Here is a 19,664-nt window from a genome sequence, read left to right as displayed (position 1 = left end):
TTTTTAGAGTAGTATGGGTTTTGTAGATTTTCTTGCTACACTAGGAGAATATTTACCAGCTATAACTAAACCTAAAGAAAGACCTTCTTTATCATCTAAGTTACTTTGGTCATTTATTGCTGTTATAATTTATTTAGTAATGGCTTCAATCCCTTTGTATGGGGTAACTTCATCTAATTCATTTTTAAGTAACTTCTTAGCTGAAGAGATAATATTTGCCTCAACACAAGGTACTTTAGCTCAGTTAGGTATAGGTCCAATTATTACTTCTGGTTTAATCATGCAAATATTAGTTGGATCAAAACTTATACAAATGGATTTAGCTAAGGAAGAAGATCAAGCAAGATTCACTGAAGCAGAAAAAGGTTTAGCTTTCATATTTATTTTGGTGGAGTCAGCACTATTTGGTTATGTATTTACAAGAACTGCAGGTAATATTATGTTGTCAGCGATTGTTACTGCACAGCTCATTATTGCAACTTACATTATCTTATTATTAGATGAAATGATACAAAAAGGCTGGGGACTTGGTTCTGGAATAAGCTTGTTCATTTTAGCTGGTGTTACTAAAATTATGTTCTGGGATATGTTTGGTATAGCTGCTGTTTCAAATCAGAATTTGCCAGTTGGATTCTTCCCAGTCTTGGTATCCGATATAGTAAGTGGAAAGAACATCCTTTCATTAATAGTTAACACTAGCACTACTACTCCATATCAACCAGACTTAATAGGTCTTATATCTACTATTGCTCTGATACTTCTAATTATTTATTTAACTAATATAAACATACAAATACCAGTAACTACACAAAGATTAAGAGGGATAAAAACTACTATACCATTAAACTTCCTATATGTAAGTAGCATCCCAGTTATCTTTGTAAGTGTATTAGGAGCTGATTTCCAATTATTTGCTTCTTTAGCTTCATATATTTCATCTCCAGCATCATCAATCTTAACAGATATTGCTAATGCATTCTTCTTCCCTCCAGCTAATGTTCCTCACAGTGTTTTCGCATTAGTTATTGACCCTGTAGGGGCAGCAATTTATGCCTTAGTATTTATAGGCCTATCTATTATTTTCGGAATCTTATGGATAGATGTTGCTGGATTAGATCCAGCTACACAAGCACAGCAAATGGTAGAGGCTGGAATGGAAATTCCAGGAATGAGAAATAATCCTAGAGTAATTGAGGCTATATTAGCCAAGTATATTTATCCATTAGGATTCTATAGCTCACTCATTGTTGGAGTGATCGCTGTATTAGCAACATTTCTAGGAGTGTATGGAACTGGAGTAGGAATTTTATTAGCAGTAACAATAGCTATTCAGTACTATAATTTATTAGCTTATGAGAGAACGTTAGAGATGTACCCACTATTAAAGAGAATAATCGGTGAGTAAAAATGAAAATAGGTATTGTAACTGGAATTCCGGGTGTAGGTAAAACTACTGTTTTAGGAAAGGTAAAAGAAATATTGGAGGAAAAGAAAATTAATAATAAAATAGTAAATTACGGAGATTATATGTTAATGACGGCTGTAAAATTAGGTTATGTAAATAATAGAGATGAGATGAGAAAATTACCAGTAGAAAAGCAAAAACAACTGCAAATTGAAGCAGCTAGAGGAATAGCTAAAGAAGCAAGTGAAGGAGGAGAAGGACTATTTTTCATTGATACGCATGCAGTAATTAGAACTCCTTCTGGTTATCTTCCCGGTTTACCTAAGTATGTAATCGAAGAAATAAATCCTAAAGTTATTTTCTTACTAGAAGCTGATCCAAAAATAATTCTTGATAGACAAAAAAGGGATACCACAAGAAGTAGAAGCGATTATAGTGATGAAAAAGTAATATTAGAAACAATAAATTTTGCTAGATATGCAGCTATGGCATCAGCTGTTCTTGTTGGCGCTACTGTAAAGATCATAATTAATGTTGAGGGAGACCCTTCAATAGCAGCTAATGAAATAATTTCCTCTATGCTGTGATCGTATGAACTTAGGTATTTTTTATATAATTGGATTATCTTTTTTATTAAATTTCTTATTATATATTGAGTATAAATTATATCTATTGAACAAAATGAATCTAGCGATAGAAAAAATAAAAGAATATGAAGATAGGGTTGTTAAAATTTCTTCTCCTAAAAGGAGAGACAAAACAATGAAAAAGATATCAAAAGACGTAGATTATTATACGGCTAAACTAAGAAATTATATGTTTATTCAGTCATTAACTTTGATTTTTGTGTATATGATAGGACTCTTTATAGTTATTGATTACATAAATTTGCCCGTATATTTTCCTTATAATACACCTTTGACAATTAGTTATCATGGAAAGTTTATAATAAGTAATTTATTTATCTATATTATTTCATTCCTTTTATTTACTCCTTTATCGTTAAGAAGACCGAAGACTATTTAAAACCTACTTATAATTTTTATATATGCCTAACCCTCACTACCGATCAACTTCATATAGAAAGATTCACGTAAGATTGCCATCAAGCAAATCAACTATACATTATGAGAGAAGAAAAAATAATGTAGCTAAGTGTGCAATATGTAAAAAACCATTAAAAGGTGTAAAAACTAACTTCCTTTCAAAATATAGTAAAACAGAAAAAAGACCAGAAAGGATATATGGAGGTTATATTTGTCATCATTGCCTTGAAATTCTAATTAAGCAAAGCTTGAGAGGAAGCTCATGATTCTTGTTATCAGTGGTCCTCCTGGGAGTGGAAAATCTACAGTAGCAAAAATTTTATCGAAAAAATTTTCTTTACAATATATATCAGCAGGTTCAATTTTTAGAAAATTGGCTGAGTCTGAAGGGTTAAGTTTATTAGAACTTAATAAGAAAGCAGAAGTAATCTTTGATATTGATAGGAAAATAGATTACGAAATACTTAGACTAGTAAAAGATGAGAAAAATTTAGTAATAGAATCACATATTGGCGGATGGTTATTAAAAGGCCTTTCTGATTTATCTGTCTATCTAAACGCAGATTTAGAAGTTAGAGCACAAAGAATATCAAAGAGAGATAATATACCTTTTTCAGAAGCTTTAGAACAAATAATTGAAAGAGAAGAAAGTCATAGAAAGAGATTTCTTTCTTACTATGGAATAGATTTGTTTGATTTATCTGTTTTCGATCTAGTTATAAATACGAACTTTCTTTCACCGGACGATATAGCAAAAATAATTGAAACTTACATTCTTTCATTATCAAAAAATATTCGCTAGAGAGTCTCTATTATTTAGCACATTTTAAAAAATAGATGTGAAATGACACTTTTGAGCTTCATAGAAAATTTAAACTCTACTGTAACAGAAATTGCTTGGAGTGTATTTGTACTAGCGTGGGCAGTAGGTTGGGCCTTAAGAGGCTCACCTATACCAATATTTAGAATCAAAAGAGGAGGACAAGATTTAATAGAAGATGCTATTATAGCAGCATTTTTCTTAGCAATTGGTAGTACTATATTTTATGTTATATCTTACATAGCATCACAGGTGTAAGATATGTGGAGTGTATTTGACTTTTTATTCTATGCACAAATCTTAGCCTCACTAACATATACTCTTGGTTCATTGTTTTATGCATTGCCAATTCCAGTATATGGAGTAAAGAAATGGGGTCCTAAACTAATTACAGATTCAATTTATGTCATAGTCTGGGTTACAATTTATACAGCAGTTTTAGCATTTATGCAACAACTACTAGATATGTTAGGAGCATCATGGCCTTCATATTTTCAATGGTTATATACAGTAGAAAACTATGATATTTTACAATATGAGATAGTTAAAGGAATATTAGACTCAATACAGTATATTGCCGGAGCCTTTGCACCCTTTATGATGTTTTCATTTCTTTTATCGATGGCCACGTCATTTATAGAATTCTTAACAATAATATCTCAAATGATATATCAGTATTCTGGGCTTTTTATTGCAATGGGGATTTTACTTATGGCATTGCCTTTTAGAATTGGGAGATCAATAGGGGCTTCATTTATTGCAGCATCAATAGTGTTCTACATTGGGTTACCGTATTTGCCTACTTTCTTAACTCAGTTAGATCTAAATATACTCAAAATGAATTTGCCGCCTAATCCCAATATATCTATAGTATTACAATATGAAATTCCTCAAATCTTTATCGCCAATCTACTAGCACCTACAAGCTATATAATACTTTTAAGCGGTCTGAGCATAGGTCTTGGAAATGCTATTGGTGGCTATGGAAGTAGAGTACCATTCTTAGTAGACATCGTGTGATAAAAATGAAAAGCTATGAGTTAGTTTCGTATCTTATTATATTTGACTCAATATTAGTTTACCTATATTTAAAAAACATAGAATATTTAGCTTTAGGTATCATAATAGGGTTATCAATACTTTTTGGGATAAAGTTTATTTTTGAGAAGTTTGTTGCGTAGTTACACCTTTTTTAGCTTCCTTTTTTACTTCCTTTGTCATAAATAATGTAGTCTTTTGTCTTCCTCCCACTTTTGCTCAATTAAAAATAAAATCTCTACAGCCTTTTATAATTTATGCAAAAGTTTGAGTTCTTTGATCATACTGCAGATATTGGTATTAGAGCTTACGGAAAAGACCTTAATGAAGCTTTTGAAAATGCTGCTTTAGCTGTATTTGAAGTAATGACAGACACTAGTAAAGTAGAGCCTAAGGAAATGAGAGAAATTAAAGTAGACGGATACGATCTTGAAAACTTACTATATAGATGGATAGAAAGTTTATTAGTTTATTATGATTCAGAATTATTATTATTTAGTAAGTTTGATGTAAATATCGATGAAAAAAACTTAACCCTTGAAGCAAAAGCTTGGGGAGAAAAATTCAATCCAGATAAACATGAAAGAAGAACCGTTGTCAAAGCAATGACTTATCATGAGATGAACATAGAAAATGAAAATGGATATTATATTTTAACGTTTGTTGTTGATATTTAATTTCAGTCTACATTCTTCACAAAAATATGCAGATTTCTTATCAACATCTTGAACAGAATTACTAAAGTTCATCACACAATTAGGATTAGAACAATGAGAAAGACCTAATGTATGACCCAACTCATGAGTTACTTCTTTTTTTGCTCTGTTTATAAATAATTGAATATCACATTCTTTCCTATAAAATTCATTTTTTAACCTAGATAAATAAACAGTGCCAAATTTTTTAGTAGACAATCCGAACACAAAGTTTAAACCATTTGCATATGCATCAATTTCCCCAATAGCTATAATAGAATCATAAGGAAAGTTCTTGAATTTATTTGATATAAATTCTAATATTTTTTCAGCCTTAAACTGAGATCTTTCCCAATCAAAATAGGTTATATTAATATGATTTATTTCACCGAGAACATCTACATGAAAGCCAAGATTTGAGAGATGATTTACAATTTCATTTATCACATTTTTATCAATATTCGTGAGTTTTACTATAAGCACTTTATACAATAGAAACACCTGTTTTAATAAGTGCCGCCGCGGGGACTTGAACCCCGGACAACCCGGTCACTGCGTGCATTACTTCAGCCGGGCGCTCTCCCGGGCTGAGCTACGGCGGCATATAATATTATGATACATGAATTTAAAGGTTTAATGGTTATTTTTTATGTAGGGACCTGGCGACACTCTATCGAGATACCCAAAACGGGTTCGATGAGATAGGGTCTCCAGAGGTCCCAACATAGAGAACAATTATGCGGCCGCCGGGATTTGAACCCGGGATTACTGGCTTTCTTCGTCTAGCCTTGGGAGGCCAGCGTCCTAATCCAGGCTAGACGACGGCCGCAATATATATTTTAAATAACAAGATAATAAATTTTTGATGATGAAAAGAGGGTCGAAAGATTGATGATTTTCGCTGGAAAATCTGAGCAAAGATGTTTTAAATATTTTTGTATATAATAGTAATTTTATGAATAAGGAGTTACTTGATAAACCAGCACAAACTCCATTTGAATTTGAAGCAGCTTATTATCCACCAAGATATGCTGGATTAAAGGCATATACAGTTGATGAACTAATAGAAGGAATAAAGAAAGTAGATGGATTATCTATTTTCTATCATATATTTCATCCTCTCTTTTCTAGTCATGTTATTCCAGAGGATATGCATAACGACTTTGCTGTATGGATAAGAGATGAATTACATAACTTAGAATTAGCCCAAATAATTTCTGATATTGAAGGAAAGGAACCTAGAACAGTAGAAGATGTTAGAGAAGATCTTATAAAAATTTTAAGCGAAAATAAAGTGAGTGGAAGAGCTACAAGACCATTTTACTTTGTATCTTGCTCTCCAGTTATTTATAAGACCGGAAAAGTAGCTAGAAATTTAGGAGAGTTCTTTGATACTATAGCAACAATATCAATTAGATCAATTGCTTATCATTTCATATTTAAAAGGGTGATGGGGTACTCTACAAAAAATGACTTTTCATTATGGATAGAAGAAAATTATGGTTTAAAGGATATATCTGATTCTTTATCATCAATAGATCCACAAACTTATACAGATGAGGAAAAATTAAGAGAAGATATAATAAGAAAAATAGAGGAGGTTATGTTCAAATGATAGAGAAATATGCAGAGATAATAGGAGAAGAAGAGCTAGATAGTATTATAAGAATTGCTGAAAAATTGAAAGGAATGTCAGTTCTTCACGTTAATTCTACTCCCGCAGGTGGAGGAGTAGCTGAAATATTAAGTAAATTAGTACCACTAATGAGAGAATTGGGAATTAACACTGATTGGAAAGTAATCAGAGGAGATAAGGACTTCTTCACAGTAACAAAATCTTTTCATAATTCTTTGCAAAATGGCTATGGTGAACTTCCTCAGGGCGCATTTGAAACATATAATAAATGGCAAGAAATTAATGGGAATGAATTAGACTTAGATTATGACATAATTTTCATTCATGATCCTCAGCCTGCAGGATTAATTAAGTTTAAGAAAAAAGGAAAATGGATTTGGAGATGTCATATAGATATCTCAAATCCTTATGAACCAGTATGGAATTTCTTAAAACAATATGTACAAAACTATGATAGCATAATAATCTCTTCACCAGTATTTGGAAGAGATGATTTACTGAAGCCTCAATACGTTGTACCTCCATCGATAGATCCTTTAAGCATAAAGAACAGACCAATTCCAGAAATAACTATCAAAAGAATATTATACAAATTTGATATAGATCCAGATAGACCTATAATCACCCAAGTATCAAGGTTTGATAGAGCTAAAGATCCACTAGGAGTCATCAAATCATATAAATTAGTAAAGAGACACACTGATGTACAGCTTGTTTATGTAGGAAGTCCTGCCACTGATGATCCTGAAGGAGAAATAGTATACAAAGAGACTTTACAAGCTGCTGGGAATGATAATGATATCAAATTACTTATGCTTCCTCCTAATAGTGATCTTGAAATAAATGCATTTCAACGCGGAGCAACTATAGTAATGCAAAAGTCAATAAAAGAAGGATTTGGACTAACTGTTAGTGAAGCTTTATGGAAAGAAAGACCAGTCATAGGAGGTAATACTGGAGGAATTCCATTGCAAGTAATTAATAATATAACAGGATATTTAGTTAGTACCCCAGAAGAAGCCGCACATTATGCTTTATATTTACTTAGAAATAAAGAAGTCAGAGAAAGATTAGGCAAAAATGGAAGAGAACATGTGAGAAAGAACTTCTTAATTACAAGAGAATTAAGAGATTACCTAATGGTAGCAAGCTTAACTCTTAGATAAATTTAGTATTGATAAGAAAGAACATTTAATAAAACGATATGTCTTTATTGTTTATCTTGTTTTTAAATCTTTAATTAAGAACTAAGGAATTTTCATTGTCTTTGCGTTTGTCATATTTGCCTTTTTACAACCTTTTGTAGTTGTCATTTTCTAATAAACTCTTTTTAGTAACTATAATATGAATTAAAATTTAACAAAAAATAACGCTACTGTTTCCAGAAAGTCTTTGCATAACACAAATTTTTTGATTTTACTTGTCTAAAGACTTTCCGTAATTAATAGTGTAACCATTACTAAACCAAGAAAGTTTTTAGCCTATTCTCTGTATCTTCCTAACCAAATAGAAACTAAAAATTTCCCGGGAATATTAGCGTTTAACGACCTAATTTAAAACGTATATTAATCTTAAGTATCAAAAACGAAGGACAAAAAGAGGTGAGTCTGATTAATGCCATCATTAAGATTACGTAAGGAATTCGTAATATCGCTAATGTCGGGCATGAGTATAGGAATATCGTTAGCTATTGAACCTTTATTAGCTTTGGGATTTTTTGGCGATTTCCTCTTTTCGGTCTACTTAGTCACGGCTAAGAAGAAAAGAGCTAAAGAGCACGAGTAAATGGTCACGTATCTTTTAACGGGATAACTTTTTTCATTTTTTCTCGCCGGTGTGGAACAGTTAACGCTTTCTTTCAATTTACTGATAATTCTGATAACTTTTAACGTGTTAACAAAGCTTAAAAATAGTTTTTTGTTAAGCGTAATATTGACGAAAAAATGACGCAAAAACAAAGGACTTATACGTTTGGCGATATAATCATACGTGAAGTTAAAAGTAAGTATTATGTCTATTTATCGAAAACGTCGAGTAGTGACGGAAAGGAACATTACGTTGGTCCTTTAGATGACGTCGTAAAATCTTACGTAAATTTGAAAATGGGGTTGAAGGGGGTACCCCCCTTCAGCGCCGGGGGCGGGATTCGGACCCGCGCGGGGAAATCCCCACTGGCTCTCAAGGCCAGCCCCTTAGTCCGCTCGGGCACCCCGGCAATATTATTATATGAATAATTACTATTAATTTTTAACCGCCATTATAATCGAATACCCTTTGATCCTTTTTAGGACCTTGACTTCATTAAAATATCTTCTGAAAAGGTTAATCACATTTTCTTCGCCTTTATAAACTACCACTTCAACTATTCCATTAGTTTCAAGCCTTTGATAGCTTTGTTCAGACATTTTCTCTATAAAGGCTTTTCCAGCCTTTAACGGTGGATTTGAATATATTCCATTAAATTTTATATCTATATTTTCTAAGATGTTATTTTTTATTACTTTTACTCTATTTTCTAGTTTATATCTTTTTACATTTTTTTCAGCTAAATAAACAGCTTTTTCATCAATATCTATCATAATAACGTTTAGATTAGGATTTTTTAATGCAATGTAAATGCCAATAGGTCCATATCCACAACCTATATCTGATACAATCCCTTTTTCTGGTAAAATTAAGTTCTCAAGAAGAACCTTTGTACCTAAATCTAACTTAGTTTTTGAAAACACTCCACGACTGCTAACTAAAGATAATGGAATTCCGTTAACTACATCATTAACTATGAATTCACTGCTCATGTTTCTTCCAAGATCTAGGATATATATCTCGGGGCATAATAACTCTTTTAGGTCTTATAACAATTCCTTTTTTCATATTTAATATTTGACTTGAGTTTACTTCAGCTTCTCCTATAGCGACTAGTTCTCCTTTTAAAGTTAGTATAGCCACATTATCTTTACTTTTGAAATTCTGAAATGCCACTATACCAGGGGCTGTAAGCATAGCTCCATAAGTTATCGCATTTACCGCGTTATCGTCAATTATAACTTTTGGAATTCCGCAAGTGGCAAACTCTTCTGGCAAAAGCAATTTTCTTAAGTCAGTCTCATCCTTACAATTCTTCCACATGTATAAAGCCTCAGATACTTCCTGTAATGTAACTAAGTTTTTTTCCGTAAAGATACCAGATCTTATTCTTCTTAATTCTCTCATATGAGCTCCACAACCTAAGATAATACCTACATCATGACAAATTTTTCTCATATACGTACCAGGATCTGAAGAGATTTTAAGCAGAACAAATTTTCCTTCATGATCTAATATCTCAATGTTATAGACATTTCTTTTTCTTGTCCTTCTTTTTACTGAAGATCTTACAGGCGGTTTCTGATATATTGTTCCAATAAACTTTTTTAGTATATTTTCTAGTTCTTTAAAATCAAAGTGACAATGAACTTGCATTAGACATACATATTCCTTGCCTGACGAACTAATATAATTCATTAATTTTGTAGCATTTTCTAAGCCTATTGGTAAAACTCCACTTACTTTAGGATCTCCCCGCCTGAGGGTTTGACCCTCAAGGCTCTAGGGTTCCACCATGTCCAGCTTTTGAAACTTTAAACATTTGTTTTATCCAATAAGCAACCTCATGACTTGTTGGACCTGGAGGTTTATCAATATTTATAATAGAATTTTTAATCAAAATATCAATCGGTCTTTTATCAGCAAAATAACCGTATTTCTCATCAGTAGATAAATCTTTCATAATATTCCAATTATTATTATAATCACAAAAAGAATCTATTTTATAAATAAAATCGTATAGTTGCATATCAAATCACAGGTATTCTGGGTTTCACATCTTGTTTCATAAATTCGATAAGCCCTGCTTCTTCTAATTTCTTTTTAACTTCATCGTCACTAGCTCCTTTATTTATATCTATCTTCTTATCAGTTGGTTCTAGATGTAAAATATTTACTCTTCTCCTTTTGACTTTATTAATGTCTTTGGGACCCGTTACTAGAACGAAGTTTTCATCTATAATATCTACAATAACACATTTTTTACCGGCTTCTCTCCCTCTAGTTTTGACACATATTCTTCCGACCTCTATTGCAGGCATGGTTATTACCTATGAAAAAACGTATTAATAAAAATTTAAACTTAGTGCCAGTATTTACGCGTTCTTATGAATTTCCTTTCTAAGTCAAGTAAAGCCTCATAATATTTGTCCTCTCCTTCTCTTAATTTTTCTAATGCTTTAGCTATATTTGAAACACCTACACCAGGGGCAGATAAGCCTATTGCAACATACTTATTGTATTGAGAGTAATAAGAGGATATACGTTTTAATTCCTCTAACTTTTTCATATCTTTTCTAGGAATTTTTTCACCTTTTAAGGCCTTCTTTATTATCTGAATACTATCATTATCTTCTGGACTGGTTACGGTCAAGAAAACTGAACTGCACTTTGGACATTTTGATGGTACCTCATTTGCACGATAGTTACTACTCCAACCACAGACCATACATATTATTTTAACTTCTTTTGACATTAGTTTTCTCTTATAGACCTCTATCATAACTGGCTTGTCTTCACTAGAATGAAATACTAGAAGTTTATCTAAAAATTCTTTAGCTAGAGGAGAAAAACTAGGCACTTCTATAATTTTCCAAGTCACTCTTTGTAAATCATTTCTTATTAAATCCAAATCATAGTTTTTCGTTAATAGTTCTTTAATTGCCTCTTCCCCAACAACAGTATCTATAAATGGTCTTAAAAGAGTAGACGTTACATCAATGTCTTTTTCCTTGTCTATTACCCCAAATCTTTCTGCTTCCACTAGCAATTTCCATTTAAATTGAGGACTTTCTTTAATAGCAACCTTTAACAATTCTATTAACTCTTCTTCCTTCATGGAAACTAATAAATTAATTACCTTTTCCATATCACTCTTATATACTGGAATTATTGTAGCAATAGCTATGTGATAAGAATCGGATCTATAATTAGCTTTTATTCCTTTTACTTGAGATAACAATACAGAAATTAAAGCACCTAATGTGTTATTACCTCTGGTACCAAAGGCTGAATGAATGACTATTAGATCATGATTAATTTCTATTAAAATCTCTTTACTTGAAGGTAATGGATACCCTCTTTTTTCTTGGGTTTCTATTATTTCTCGCAATTTTTGAACTATATGAGCTGGAAGATCAATATCTTCACCTCTTTTTACCTTTTCAATATACTCATATACCTTCAGTGCGACTTCTTTTTCAACTGGAATAGATTCTCCAAACCAGCTAGGTAATATACCGCTTTTTAACTGGGCTTGCTCTACGTAAACTTTTCCATCTTCAATAGTAACTACTTTCCAAAGTTTTCCTCCCAATACAAAAACGGTGTTTTCATCTAAGGCTGAAATGAATTCCTCATCTAAAGTCCCAATTTTTGAGTTAGTAACGTAGTCAATTACTAAGTAATCCTTTAACGAATCTGGTATCATATTAGTTTCATAGTAATATCTCCAAAGTCTGAATGAAGGAGAAACTTTATCTTTATTTCTTTTTATTATTTTTGCTGATTCTAACATACTTAATATGTTATCGAACTCTTCTATGGATAAATCATTGAATAAAAATACACTTTTGATAATACTGTAAATCTCATTAATATCAGTATAACCTTCCAAAACTAATCCAGCAATCTCATGTGCAATAACATCATATGGCTTTCTTTCAACTAACGGCTTCTCTAAATATCCTTCTTTCAGTTTATCAATTATAGCTTTACATTCTAAAATATCATAAATGTCATTTGAAGGTATTACATATCCTCTAGACAGTTTATTTATTGAATGCCCACTCCTACCAATTCTTTGTACTAATCTTAAAACTTGCCTAGGCGACATGTACTGAATAACAGCGTTAATTTTACCTATGTCAATTCCTAATTCTAGACTTGATGTTGCAACTAATGCGTCAATTTTCCCTTCTCTAAATTCTTTCTCTGCTTCAATTCTAACTTCTCTAGATAAGGAACCATGATGAGTTAAAACCTTAAGTTGAGTAATTTTTGAAAGTTCGTTTGCTATAAACTCAGTAGTTTCTCTGACGTTAGTAAAGATTAAAACTGGCTTTTCCTTTTTAATTATTTCTTCTATTTCTTTAAATCTAGCGATTACCTCTGGATTTAAACCAAATTTTAAAGATAGGTCAGTATACTCATCTTTTAACTCTGGAATTATGAGAGATATTTCCATATTTTTTCTTGCGTCAATTTTTGCTACTTCAACTTCATCTCCTAAAAACTTTTTAGCAATATCTATATCTCCTATAGTTGCTGATAAGCCAATAAATTGAATTTTATTTTTACTAATCCTCTTTACTCGCTCTAATGCTAATAATAATTCATAACCTCTTTTCTCATCTAACATTTCTTGCAATTCATCAATTATTATCCATTTTAGATTAGAAAATAGCTCTCGATATTTATTATTAACCAATAAATAAAGTAGTGTTTCTGGTGTAGTCAAAAGAAGTTTAGGTGGATCATTAATTATCCTTCTTCTTTCACTTTCGGTAGAATCACCATGTCTTACAGCAACTTTAATCCCTAACGCTTCTCCTAGTTTTTTTAACCTTATTTCTATGTCTCTATTTAGTGCTCTCAGTGGGGTTAAATATAAAGCAGAAATAGGTAATGAATTTTCTAAGTAAATTTCGTAAAAAACAGGGAAAATAGCAGTTTCCGTTTTTCCATACCCAGTAGGGGCAATAACTAACGTGTTTTTTCCTTTTAGAATTATTGGTATAGCTAACTTTTGTATGGGAGTAAGACTAACATAACCTAATTCCTTAAGCTTTGATACAAAATCATTAGAAACACTTATCATTTAGCCAATAATAATAAGTTTTTGGGATTAATATAAGTGAGGGCTTACATAATTTTTATACTTATATTATTTATCGAGATGGGAACTCTATATATTATTCAAAATTCTCTATATTATTTTATGCTAATGATGATATTTATTATTGCAGATGGGGTATTGGCTTTCATCCTTTTTAATTCTATAACTTTATCCATATTATCAATGCCTACTTTCTTTGCAATTTATAGTATATTCTTCAAATTGGATTTTTATGAGACAATTCTTCTAATAAGTTATTATGCTCCATATTATTTTATAATTTCATTATTTATTTTCTTTCTTTACTCACTTGTAAAAAGAAATTTTTATGATTTTCTTTGGGACGAATTAAGGAAAAATAAAATCTCTTTTTCTCCTTTAAAACTTGCTATAAGCATGATTATTTCAATCCTACTCTATTGGTATTTGTATTATAATCCCTTCTTGCTTGTAGGAAGTATATTGGCAGGTATTACTTTATCTCTCTATGGATCTAATTATGAGCTACCTTTAGTAACCTTAAGCTGGATTATATTTCCTTACTTAGTCATTCCTAAAAATAGTATAACAAGTAAAAACGGTATTATAATTGGAAAAATTATAGGAAAATTAGGTAAAGCTACTGCAGTAGACACTGTGTTTTTAACTAGCGATCCTAACTATAAGTGGATAAGATATAATAGTATGTATTACCTTGATTTCTCTTTTAGTAAAAATTATAATGTTATAATATTGGGAACTAGCGGTGTAGGAAAGTCAACATTAGCTAAAAAGATACTTAATTCTCTAAATGTATCTTATTTAGTCTTCGATGTTCATGGAGAATATGAAATAAACAATGCGAAAAGAATTGATGCTTCTCAGATTACTATAAATCCATTAAGTTTGTTTGGAAGAAGTCCAAAAGAAAGAGCATTAGAAATATCATTGATGTTAAAAAGTCTCTTTAATTTAGGCAATATTCAAACAATGGAATTAACGAATCTTATACTTGAAGCTTATGCGGAAAAAGGAATAGATGAAGACAACCAAACAAGTTGGAGTAATACTCCACCTACTTTTAGAGATGTTCTTTTATTATTAGAAAAGAAAAAGAAATTAGCTACAACAACACAAGATTTATCAAAATATCAGTCTATTGAACCTTATATTCAATTTCTCACTTCTTCTATTTTCAGTAACTCGAACATTGATTTGTCAAATATATTTAAGGAAAATTTTATAATAGATTTCTCTAAAGTTCCAACTAATGAAATAAAATATATAATTATTGAAACATTATTGAAATCTATACAAAGTTTCATGTATATTTCTGGTATATCAAAGTTAAAGAAAATTATTGTTATAGATGAAGCTCCATTTATTCTATCTAAAGAATCAGGCAAAAATCTAATTGAGAGACTTTTTGCTGAAGGAAGAAAATTTGGATTTGGTTTTATTTTAATTTCACAGACAAGTGAGTATATAAAAGAGTTAATAAATAACTCGAGTTACATTTTTGTCTTTAACCTTATAGATCCAAAAGAATTGGATTATGCTAGCAAATTAATAGGTGGTTATGATTCGCATATCTATTCAGCAATCTACGAAACATTACAAAAATTACCAAGGGGGCTTTGCGTAACTAGAGATTTATTAAGGGGTGATTTATATCTACTAAACTTAGCATATGGTGATTTATAATGTTTGATGAGGAAGAAAATGACAAAGAAAAAGAAGAAGAGGAATCTACAGAAACTGAGACAGAAGAAGAACTTACACCAAAAGAAGAAGAGCAAGAAGAGAAAATTGAAGCTGAGACAGAAGAAGAAGAACTTCCAGCATTAAGTGTAGCTGATATAGAACTTTTAATGAAGAATACCGAAATCTGGGATAATCTACTTAATGGTAAGATTAGTATTGAAGAAGCCAAAAAGATGTTTGAAGAGTTAGCCTCTCATTATTCTGCATCTGATAGGAAGAAAAGGAAAAAGGTAGCAAAAAAGACTAAAAAAGTTAAGCAACAAAAATCAAATGAAGAAGAATGATTAAAGCAACATATCCCAATGCGAAAGATTTTTACTCCTTATTATCTGGGTTACTTAAAGTTACAGACGAGATTGTATTAAATTTCTCTGAAGATAGTATTTTTTCAAGGTATTTAACAGAAGACAAAGTACTAATGGTTATACTGAAGATTTCAAAGGAATTTCTTGATGATTATACGATAGATAAACCACAAGGAATAAAGATTAAAATAGATGATTTAAAGAAAATTCTTGGGAAAGCTAAGTCGAAAAGTGCAACAGTTACTTTTGAAGAAACAGAAGCAGGATTAAAGGTAACTGTAAGGGATGAAAAGACTGGTACAAGAAGCAACATATACATAAAAGGGGAGAAAGTGTCAATAGATCAACTTACTGAACCAAAAGTAAATTTGAGTGCTTCTTTTACAACTGACGGTGATGTATTAAAAGATATTGCTAGAGACTTGAGTTTGATTGGTGAAGAGGTACAGATATCTGCAGAAGAAGATAGTATCGTATTTTACGTAGAAGAGTCTGGGAAAACTTACAGATCAGTTTTGAGACAAGACAAACCTTTAAAATCTCTAAATATAGAATCACAGTCAAAAGCAGTATATAGTATAGAAGTATTAAAAGACGTACTTAAAGTGAGTTCTATTTCTCAAAACGTGACTGTTGGATTTGGAAATAATATACCGATGAAAATAGAAGTTCCTACTGATTCTGGAGGTCAGCTAATATTTTGGATAGCTCCTAGACTGTAAATACCATTATCTGAAGCTCTTTTTATTATCGCTACATATTTTTCGTGAGCTTGAAAAATTTCTTCTCCTTTAATCAAAATAGGATAAGTCCTATTGCCTTCTTTTATGCTAAGATCAATATTAAGTAATTTATAAGAGTTTACAGTTACCGATAAAAGAATATTTTTTGCATAGTTGCTACCTGGTCTTTGTATTCTCGTTATAAGTAAAGCCAGCTCTAAATCTTTCCAAAGATTTGGAGATATCCAGCTTCCGTTATCACTACCAAAAAGTACACTAACCCCAGAATCATAAGCTAATGCAATATTAGGTACTCCAACACCAAACCAAAGATTACTCCTAGGGCAAAATACTATGGGTATTTCTTTCTCCTTGAGGCTATTAAACTCATCTTCGGTGAAGTGGGTGCCATGAATCACAAGATTCGGAGAATAAATTGAAATTAAATTCTCGATATTATCTCTTATATACTGTTTTTTAGTTTCAGCTACATGAACAGCTCTTATTTTTACAGAAAAATATTGATATATTTTTGTTAACTCTTTTTCATTGTGATATTTTAAATCAGGTAAACCATATCCATCAGCTATCTTTGATAACTTATCTAATTCTTTTTCGTCGAAAGAATCTAATCTACCTAGAGCATAATATCTTATATTCACGAACTCTTTCAATGCATTTTTGGCTTTTACTATACCGATAATTCCTTCTTCACGAAAATCTATTAATCCCACAATTCCAAACTTTAATGATTTAATTACAAAATTCTTTATACCATCAATAATCTTATTAGAATAGATTTTTAGATACTTATATTTTTCACTGTTAGGATCACCTACCAACTCCTTTATGCTTTTATCTATTCCAATTTCTGGAAAAGTAAAATCAGCTATATGAGTATGAGCATTTATTAAAGGGGGTAGCATTATAAATTGTCTCATGTCTATTGCACTTGAATCATAACCATTACCCACATGTAGAATTTCGTTATTTTCACTTAATTCAACGTTTACGTTCTCTTTTAATTCTAACTCTTCACCTAAAAGAATTCCTCCTAGATTTATTCTAAGATTGGACAATTTCAATCTTCCTATCTCTATATAATCTAATAATGTGTAATGCTTTAGCTGCGTTTTTTAAGCCTTCTCTTGGATTATTACCGATTCCTACTCCAACTTTTAGCCCAGATATACTTTCTACAATGTCTTTAACATGATTTAACATTTCTACATTTAAAAATGCGCCAATATTATCTCCTCCAAAATAATAGGCCAAACCCCCTAGATTTTGCATAATATTGAATATCTTGTTATAAACTTCAAATATTTCTAGATACGCATCAAACAAATATCTCCTCCTTGTAAAACCATCTAAATCAAAATGAGCGACTAGTATTTTTTCATCGTTAAAATCGCTTATTTTCTCTCCATGTTCACAATTTTTCTCAGCCTCTAAGAAAGTTTTTCCGTATCCATAGCATACTTTGATTGGTACTGGCGAAAGATCTCTTATTTTGCTTATGACTTGATCTATTTTGCTTATTTCGGCGCCGTCTAAAAGTAATATGTAGGAATCGTATCTATAAGTAACAGCAAAGGAGTTTATCTCTGAAGCTAGCTGCGTTAATTCAGATAAAAAATTATGTTGAAAACTTTGTATTTTCCACTCCCTATCATAACCTAAACTTTCAGTCCATTCTTTATATCCTTCTAGGTTTATCTCAGCTATTTTCATTCTATTATCACCATCTCTTCTCTAGATATTTGTAAATTATGCAACATTCTCAATCTTTTGGCTAATTTTATTGCTGACTCTACAGCTCTAGTAGAATACTCCTCTATCCTTTCTACTGCTTGTTCATGAGTAACACCATGACCTATAATACCTAAGGTAACTGGCTTACCAAATTCTACTGATAAATCTAGCAATTTTCTCGCAGCTTGAGTAGCCACTATTTCATCATGCTTAGTTTCACCTTTAATTACTGCACCTAATGTAACAACAGCATCAATATCATCCCTTTTTAATAATTCTTTTACTGCTATAGCCATATCATAACTTCCTGGTACTTTGAACACTATCCTAATATTAGCTCCTAAAAATTTAGCATGAGATATTGCTCGTTGTAGCATTAAATATGTTATGTCATAATTAAATTCAGCAACTACTATTCCTAGATTAATCGATTGGTCCTGCATTTTCATAACCCTGCCTCAAACCTTTCCCAGCATAAGGAGTTAAAGCATTTTTTCCATCTCTCACTAATCTAACTAAGTTTTTAGCATGTTTTGTAGTTCTATCTATGGCTAACTCCTTAAGTTTCTCTTCATCATCAACTTCATCCTCATGAACTGTAACATCTATTATATGTCTAGAAGTTAATATTTGAGTCATGATAAGCCCAATACTCGTAGCTAAGTAACTATATTTATCTAACATAGTCTTTCCTACCCAACCTAATGTTATAACACCGTCACAACCCTCATCTAATAACCTTTTAGCAGCTACTGGCATATCTTTAATTCCAGGTACTGTGTACCTAATTATTTCGGCATCTGGATCCTCAGATCTTATAACTTTAATTGCTATACTCCCCATATCTACCCTTGAAAACGTAGTATCAACAACTCCATATTTCCTCATAATGACACCTCTTTTAGAATTTCATTTCCTTCAATGAATAGAAATCCATTATATTTTGCGTATCTTAATGCTTTCTCCTTACTCATGCTTTTTCCATCATCAAGCATTTCTGCAATGACTGCACTTTTTTCTAGCCCTACATACTCAAGCAGAGATATACTTAACTCCGTATGACCTTTTCTCTTATTTAAACCTCTAGAAAGCAAAATCGGCACATGGCCTGGTGAATAAAACTCCTTTTCAAATTTTTCTCTAGCTAAGGTTTCATCTTGGTTTATAAGTGAAATAACATTATGAAGTTCATTAATTGTTTTCGCCCTATCATAATCATTTATCCCAGTTCTTGTTGCTACATGATTGACCCAAAGTGAAAAGGCTGGCTCATCACCATAAACTGGTTTTTTAGCTAAATTAGGATATTTTTCTTTAACTATATTAACCATAAAGTCTAAGCCTAATTTTTTGCCGTAATTTTCTGTAGTAACGTAACATATTAGTCCCCCAGCGTCTTTTCTTAACAAGTTTATACTTTTCCACGTTATTTTTCCACCATAAAACATCATATCAACTTCTTCTTCTCTTCCATCGAAATCATATATTAGCACTGGAAGTCCTTCTTCAAGATTTTTCCTTAGTTCCGATTTTAGTATCATCACAAATACATTAAATCAAAAATATAAAAGCGTATA

Annotated in this window: 26 protein-coding genes, 3 tRNA genes and 1 pseudogene; 16 read left to right on the top strand and 14 right to left on the bottom strand. The window is 31.3% G+C overall.

From position 1 onward, the window contains the following. The first annotated feature begins 13 nt into the window (after nt 1-13). The 9 genes from secY (at nt 14) to ACAM25_RS07115 (ending at nt 4,986) form a co-directional block, all read left to right on the top strand. Nucleotides 14-1,405, top strand: a complete 1,392-nt coding sequence (gene secY, locus ACAM25_RS07155) for a preprotein translocase subunit SecY (protein WP_369609053.1) — start codon at nt 14-16, stop codon at nt 1,403-1,405. Between the two features lie 2 nt (nt 1,406-1,407). Further along, nucleotides 1,408-1,992, top strand: a complete 585-nt coding sequence (locus ACAM25_RS07150; protein WP_369609052.1) for an adenylate kinase — start codon at nt 1,408-1,410, stop codon at nt 1,990-1,992. Between the two features lie 4 nt (nt 1,993-1,996). Beyond that, complete coding sequence (locus tag ACAM25_RS07145; protein WP_369609051.1) at nt 1,997-2,431, top strand: hypothetical protein; 435 nt, start codon at nt 1,997-1,999, stop codon at nt 2,429-2,431. Nucleotides 2,432-2,453: 22 nt separating this feature from the next. Then, a complete protein-coding gene (locus ACAM25_RS07140) occupies nt 2,454-2,717 on the top strand; it encodes a 50S ribosomal protein L34e (RefSeq protein WP_369609050.1) in 264 nt (87 codons plus the stop codon). Then, the gene (gene cmk, locus ACAM25_RS07135) at nt 2,714-3,253 is read left to right on the top strand and encodes a (d)CMP kinase (RefSeq protein ID WP_369609049.1); all 540 of its coding nucleotides are present in this window, start codon (nt 2,714-2,716) and stop codon (nt 3,251-3,253) included. Before ACAM25_RS07140 ends, cmk begins: the two co-directional genes overlap by 4 nt. Before the next feature lie 42 nt (nt 3,254-3,295). Next, a complete protein-coding gene (gene cedA1 / locus ACAM25_RS07130) occupies nt 3,296-3,529 on the top strand; it encodes a DNA import protein CedA1 (RefSeq protein ID WP_369609048.1) in 234 nt (77 codons plus the stop codon). Nucleotides 3,530-3,532: 3 nt separating this feature from the next. After that, a complete protein-coding gene (gene cedA, locus ACAM25_RS07125) occupies nt 3,533-4,291 on the top strand; it encodes a DNA import protein CedA (RefSeq protein WP_369609047.1) in 759 nt (252 codons plus the stop codon). A gap of 5 nt (nt 4,292-4,296) precedes the next feature. Further along, nucleotides 4,297-4,452 (top strand): hypothetical protein, encoded by a 156-nt coding sequence (locus ACAM25_RS07120; RefSeq protein ID WP_369609046.1) that lies wholly within the window; start codon nt 4,297-4,299, stop codon nt 4,450-4,452. A gap of 114 nt (nt 4,453-4,566) precedes the next feature. Continuing rightward, nucleotides 4,567-4,986: an archease gene (locus tag ACAM25_RS07115; RefSeq protein WP_369609045.1), complete on the top strand. Its 420-nt coding sequence runs from the start codon at nt 4,567-4,569 to the stop codon at nt 4,984-4,986. Here ACAM25_RS07115 and ACAM25_RS07110 read toward each other — a convergent pair. From ACAM25_RS07110 to ACAM25_RS07100, 3 genes are all read right to left on the bottom strand, one after another. Continuing rightward, nucleotides 4,963-5,496, bottom strand: coding sequence for an archaemetzincin family Zn-dependent metalloprotease (locus ACAM25_RS07110; RefSeq protein WP_369609044.1), 534 nt, complete (start codon nt 5,494-5,496; stop codon nt 4,963-4,965). The genes ACAM25_RS07115 and ACAM25_RS07110 overlap by 24 nt on opposite strands. Nucleotides 5,497-5,518: 22 nt before the next feature. Next, nucleotides 5,519-5,606, bottom strand: a tRNA-Phe gene (locus tag ACAM25_RS07105). A gap of 136 nt (nt 5,607-5,742) precedes the next feature. Further along, nucleotides 5,743-5,833 (bottom strand) — tRNA-Gly (locus tag ACAM25_RS07100). 126 nt (nt 5,834-5,959) lie between these two features. On the opposite strand from ACAM25_RS07100, the gene ACAM25_RS07095 reads away from it, so the two are divergent. The 4 genes and pseudogenes from ACAM25_RS07095 to ACAM25_RS07080 all read left to right on the top strand — a co-directional run. Then, a complete protein-coding gene (locus ACAM25_RS07095) occupies nt 5,960-6,619 on the top strand; it encodes a DUF5752 family protein (protein ID WP_369609043.1) in 660 nt (219 codons plus the stop codon). Then, nucleotides 6,616-7,806, top strand: a complete 1,191-nt coding sequence (locus ACAM25_RS07090) for a glycosyltransferase (RefSeq protein ID WP_369609042.1) — start codon at nt 6,616-6,618, stop codon at nt 7,804-7,806. The genes ACAM25_RS07095 and ACAM25_RS07090 overlap by 4 nt, the downstream gene beginning before the upstream one ends. A gap of 448 nt (nt 7,807-8,254) precedes the next feature. Beyond that, the gene (locus ACAM25_RS07085; protein WP_369609041.1) at nt 8,255-8,425 is read left to right on the top strand and encodes a hypothetical protein; all 171 of its coding nucleotides are present in this window, start codon (nt 8,255-8,257) and stop codon (nt 8,423-8,425) included. A gap of 158 nt (nt 8,426-8,583) precedes the next feature. Beyond that, nucleotides 8,584-8,772: pseudogene (locus ACAM25_RS07080) on the top strand (putative integrase); the annotation flags it as partial. Here ACAM25_RS07080 and ACAM25_RS07075 read toward each other — a convergent pair. The 6 genes from ACAM25_RS07075 to ACAM25_RS07050 form a co-directional block, all read right to left on the bottom strand. Beyond that, nucleotides 8,772-8,855, bottom strand: a tRNA-Ser gene (locus ACAM25_RS07075). The pseudogene ACAM25_RS07080 and the gene ACAM25_RS07075 overlap by 1 nt on opposite strands. Nucleotides 8,856-8,880: 25 nt before the next feature. Further along, a complete protein-coding gene (locus ACAM25_RS07070; protein ID WP_369609040.1) occupies nt 8,881-9,438 on the bottom strand; it encodes a class I SAM-dependent methyltransferase in 558 nt (185 codons plus the stop codon). Further along, nucleotides 9,428-10,144, bottom strand: coding sequence for an RNA-guided pseudouridylation complex pseudouridine synthase subunit Cbf5 (locus ACAM25_RS07065; RefSeq protein ID WP_369609039.1), 717 nt, complete (start codon nt 10,142-10,144; stop codon nt 9,428-9,430). Before ACAM25_RS07065 ends, ACAM25_RS07070 begins: the two co-directional genes overlap by 11 nt. A gap of 76 nt (nt 10,145-10,220) precedes the next feature. Continuing rightward, a complete protein-coding gene (locus tag ACAM25_RS07060; RefSeq protein WP_369609038.1) occupies nt 10,221-10,475 on the bottom strand; it encodes a tRNA pseudouridine synthase A in 255 nt (84 codons plus the stop codon). A gap of 1 nt (nt 10,476) precedes the next feature. Beyond that, nucleotides 10,477-10,767, bottom strand: coding sequence for a 50S ribosomal protein L14e (locus ACAM25_RS07055; RefSeq protein ID WP_369609037.1), 291 nt, complete (start codon nt 10,765-10,767; stop codon nt 10,477-10,479). A 41-nt stretch (nt 10,768-10,808) separates the two neighbouring features. Beyond that, nucleotides 10,809-13,544, bottom strand: a complete 2,736-nt coding sequence (locus ACAM25_RS07050; RefSeq protein WP_369609036.1) for a DEAD/DEAH box helicase — start codon at nt 13,542-13,544, stop codon at nt 10,809-10,811. A 36-nt stretch (nt 13,545-13,580) separates the two neighbouring features. Between ACAM25_RS07050 and ACAM25_RS07045 the strand changes: the two genes are divergently transcribed. The 3 genes from ACAM25_RS07045 to ACAM25_RS07035 are packed head-to-tail and all read left to right on the top strand — an operon-like array spanning nt 13,581 to nt 16,332. Continuing rightward, a complete protein-coding gene (locus ACAM25_RS07045) occupies nt 13,581-15,245 on the top strand; it encodes an ATP-binding protein (RefSeq protein WP_369609035.1) in 1,665 nt (554 codons plus the stop codon). Continuing rightward, entirely contained in the window at nt 15,245-15,589 is a 345-nt protein-coding gene (locus ACAM25_RS07040; protein ID WP_369609034.1) for an RNA polymerase subunit Rpo13, read from the top strand. Before ACAM25_RS07045 ends, ACAM25_RS07040 begins: the two co-directional genes overlap by 1 nt. Beyond that, nucleotides 15,586-16,332, top strand: coding sequence for a DNA polymerase sliding clamp (locus ACAM25_RS07035; protein ID WP_369609033.1), 747 nt, complete (start codon nt 15,586-15,588; stop codon nt 16,330-16,332). Before ACAM25_RS07040 ends, ACAM25_RS07035 begins: the two co-directional genes overlap by 4 nt. On the opposite strand, the gene ACAM25_RS07030 is transcribed toward ACAM25_RS07035, so the two are convergent. From ACAM25_RS07030 to ACAM25_RS07010, 5 genes are read right to left on the bottom strand one after another with little or no spacing between them, the layout of a single operon-like run. After that, entirely contained in the window at nt 16,299-17,411 is a 1,113-nt protein-coding gene (locus ACAM25_RS07030; RefSeq protein WP_369609032.1) for an amidohydrolase family protein, read from the bottom strand. The two genes, ACAM25_RS07035 and ACAM25_RS07030, sit on opposite strands and share 34 nt — an antisense overlap. Further along, a complete protein-coding gene (locus ACAM25_RS07025) occupies nt 17,398-18,066 on the bottom strand; it encodes a GTP cyclohydrolase IIa (protein WP_369609031.1) in 669 nt (222 codons plus the stop codon). Before ACAM25_RS07025 ends, ACAM25_RS07030 begins: the two co-directional genes overlap by 14 nt. Continuing rightward, nucleotides 18,063-18,530, bottom strand: a complete 468-nt coding sequence (ribH, locus tag ACAM25_RS07020) for a 6,7-dimethyl-8-ribityllumazine synthase (protein WP_369609030.1) — start codon at nt 18,528-18,530, stop codon at nt 18,063-18,065. The genes ACAM25_RS07025 and ribH overlap by 4 nt, the downstream gene beginning before the upstream one ends. Then, nucleotides 18,511-18,978 carry a riboflavin synthase gene (gene ribC / locus ACAM25_RS07015; protein WP_369611632.1) on the bottom strand — a complete coding sequence of 156 codons (468 nt, stop codon included), beginning with the start codon at nt 18,976-18,978 and terminating at the stop codon, nt 18,511-18,513. Before ribC ends, ribH begins: the two co-directional genes overlap by 20 nt. Next, the gene (locus ACAM25_RS07010) at nt 18,972-19,628 is read right to left on the bottom strand and encodes a 3,4-dihydroxy-2-butanone-4-phosphate synthase (protein ID WP_369609029.1); all 657 of its coding nucleotides are present in this window, start codon (nt 19,626-19,628) and stop codon (nt 18,972-18,974) included. Before ACAM25_RS07010 ends, ribC begins: the two co-directional genes overlap by 7 nt. Nucleotides 19,629-19,664 lie beyond the last annotated feature (36 nt).

The sequence above is a fragment of the Sulfurisphaera javensis genome, from assembly GCF_041154675.1.
Taxonomy (GTDB): domain Archaea; phylum Thermoproteota; class Thermoprotei_A; order Sulfolobales; family Sulfolobaceae; genus Sulfurisphaera; species Sulfurisphaera javensis.
The sequence above is the reverse complement of the archived record's forward strand: the minus strand, read 5'-3'. Positions and strand labels throughout refer to the sequence as shown.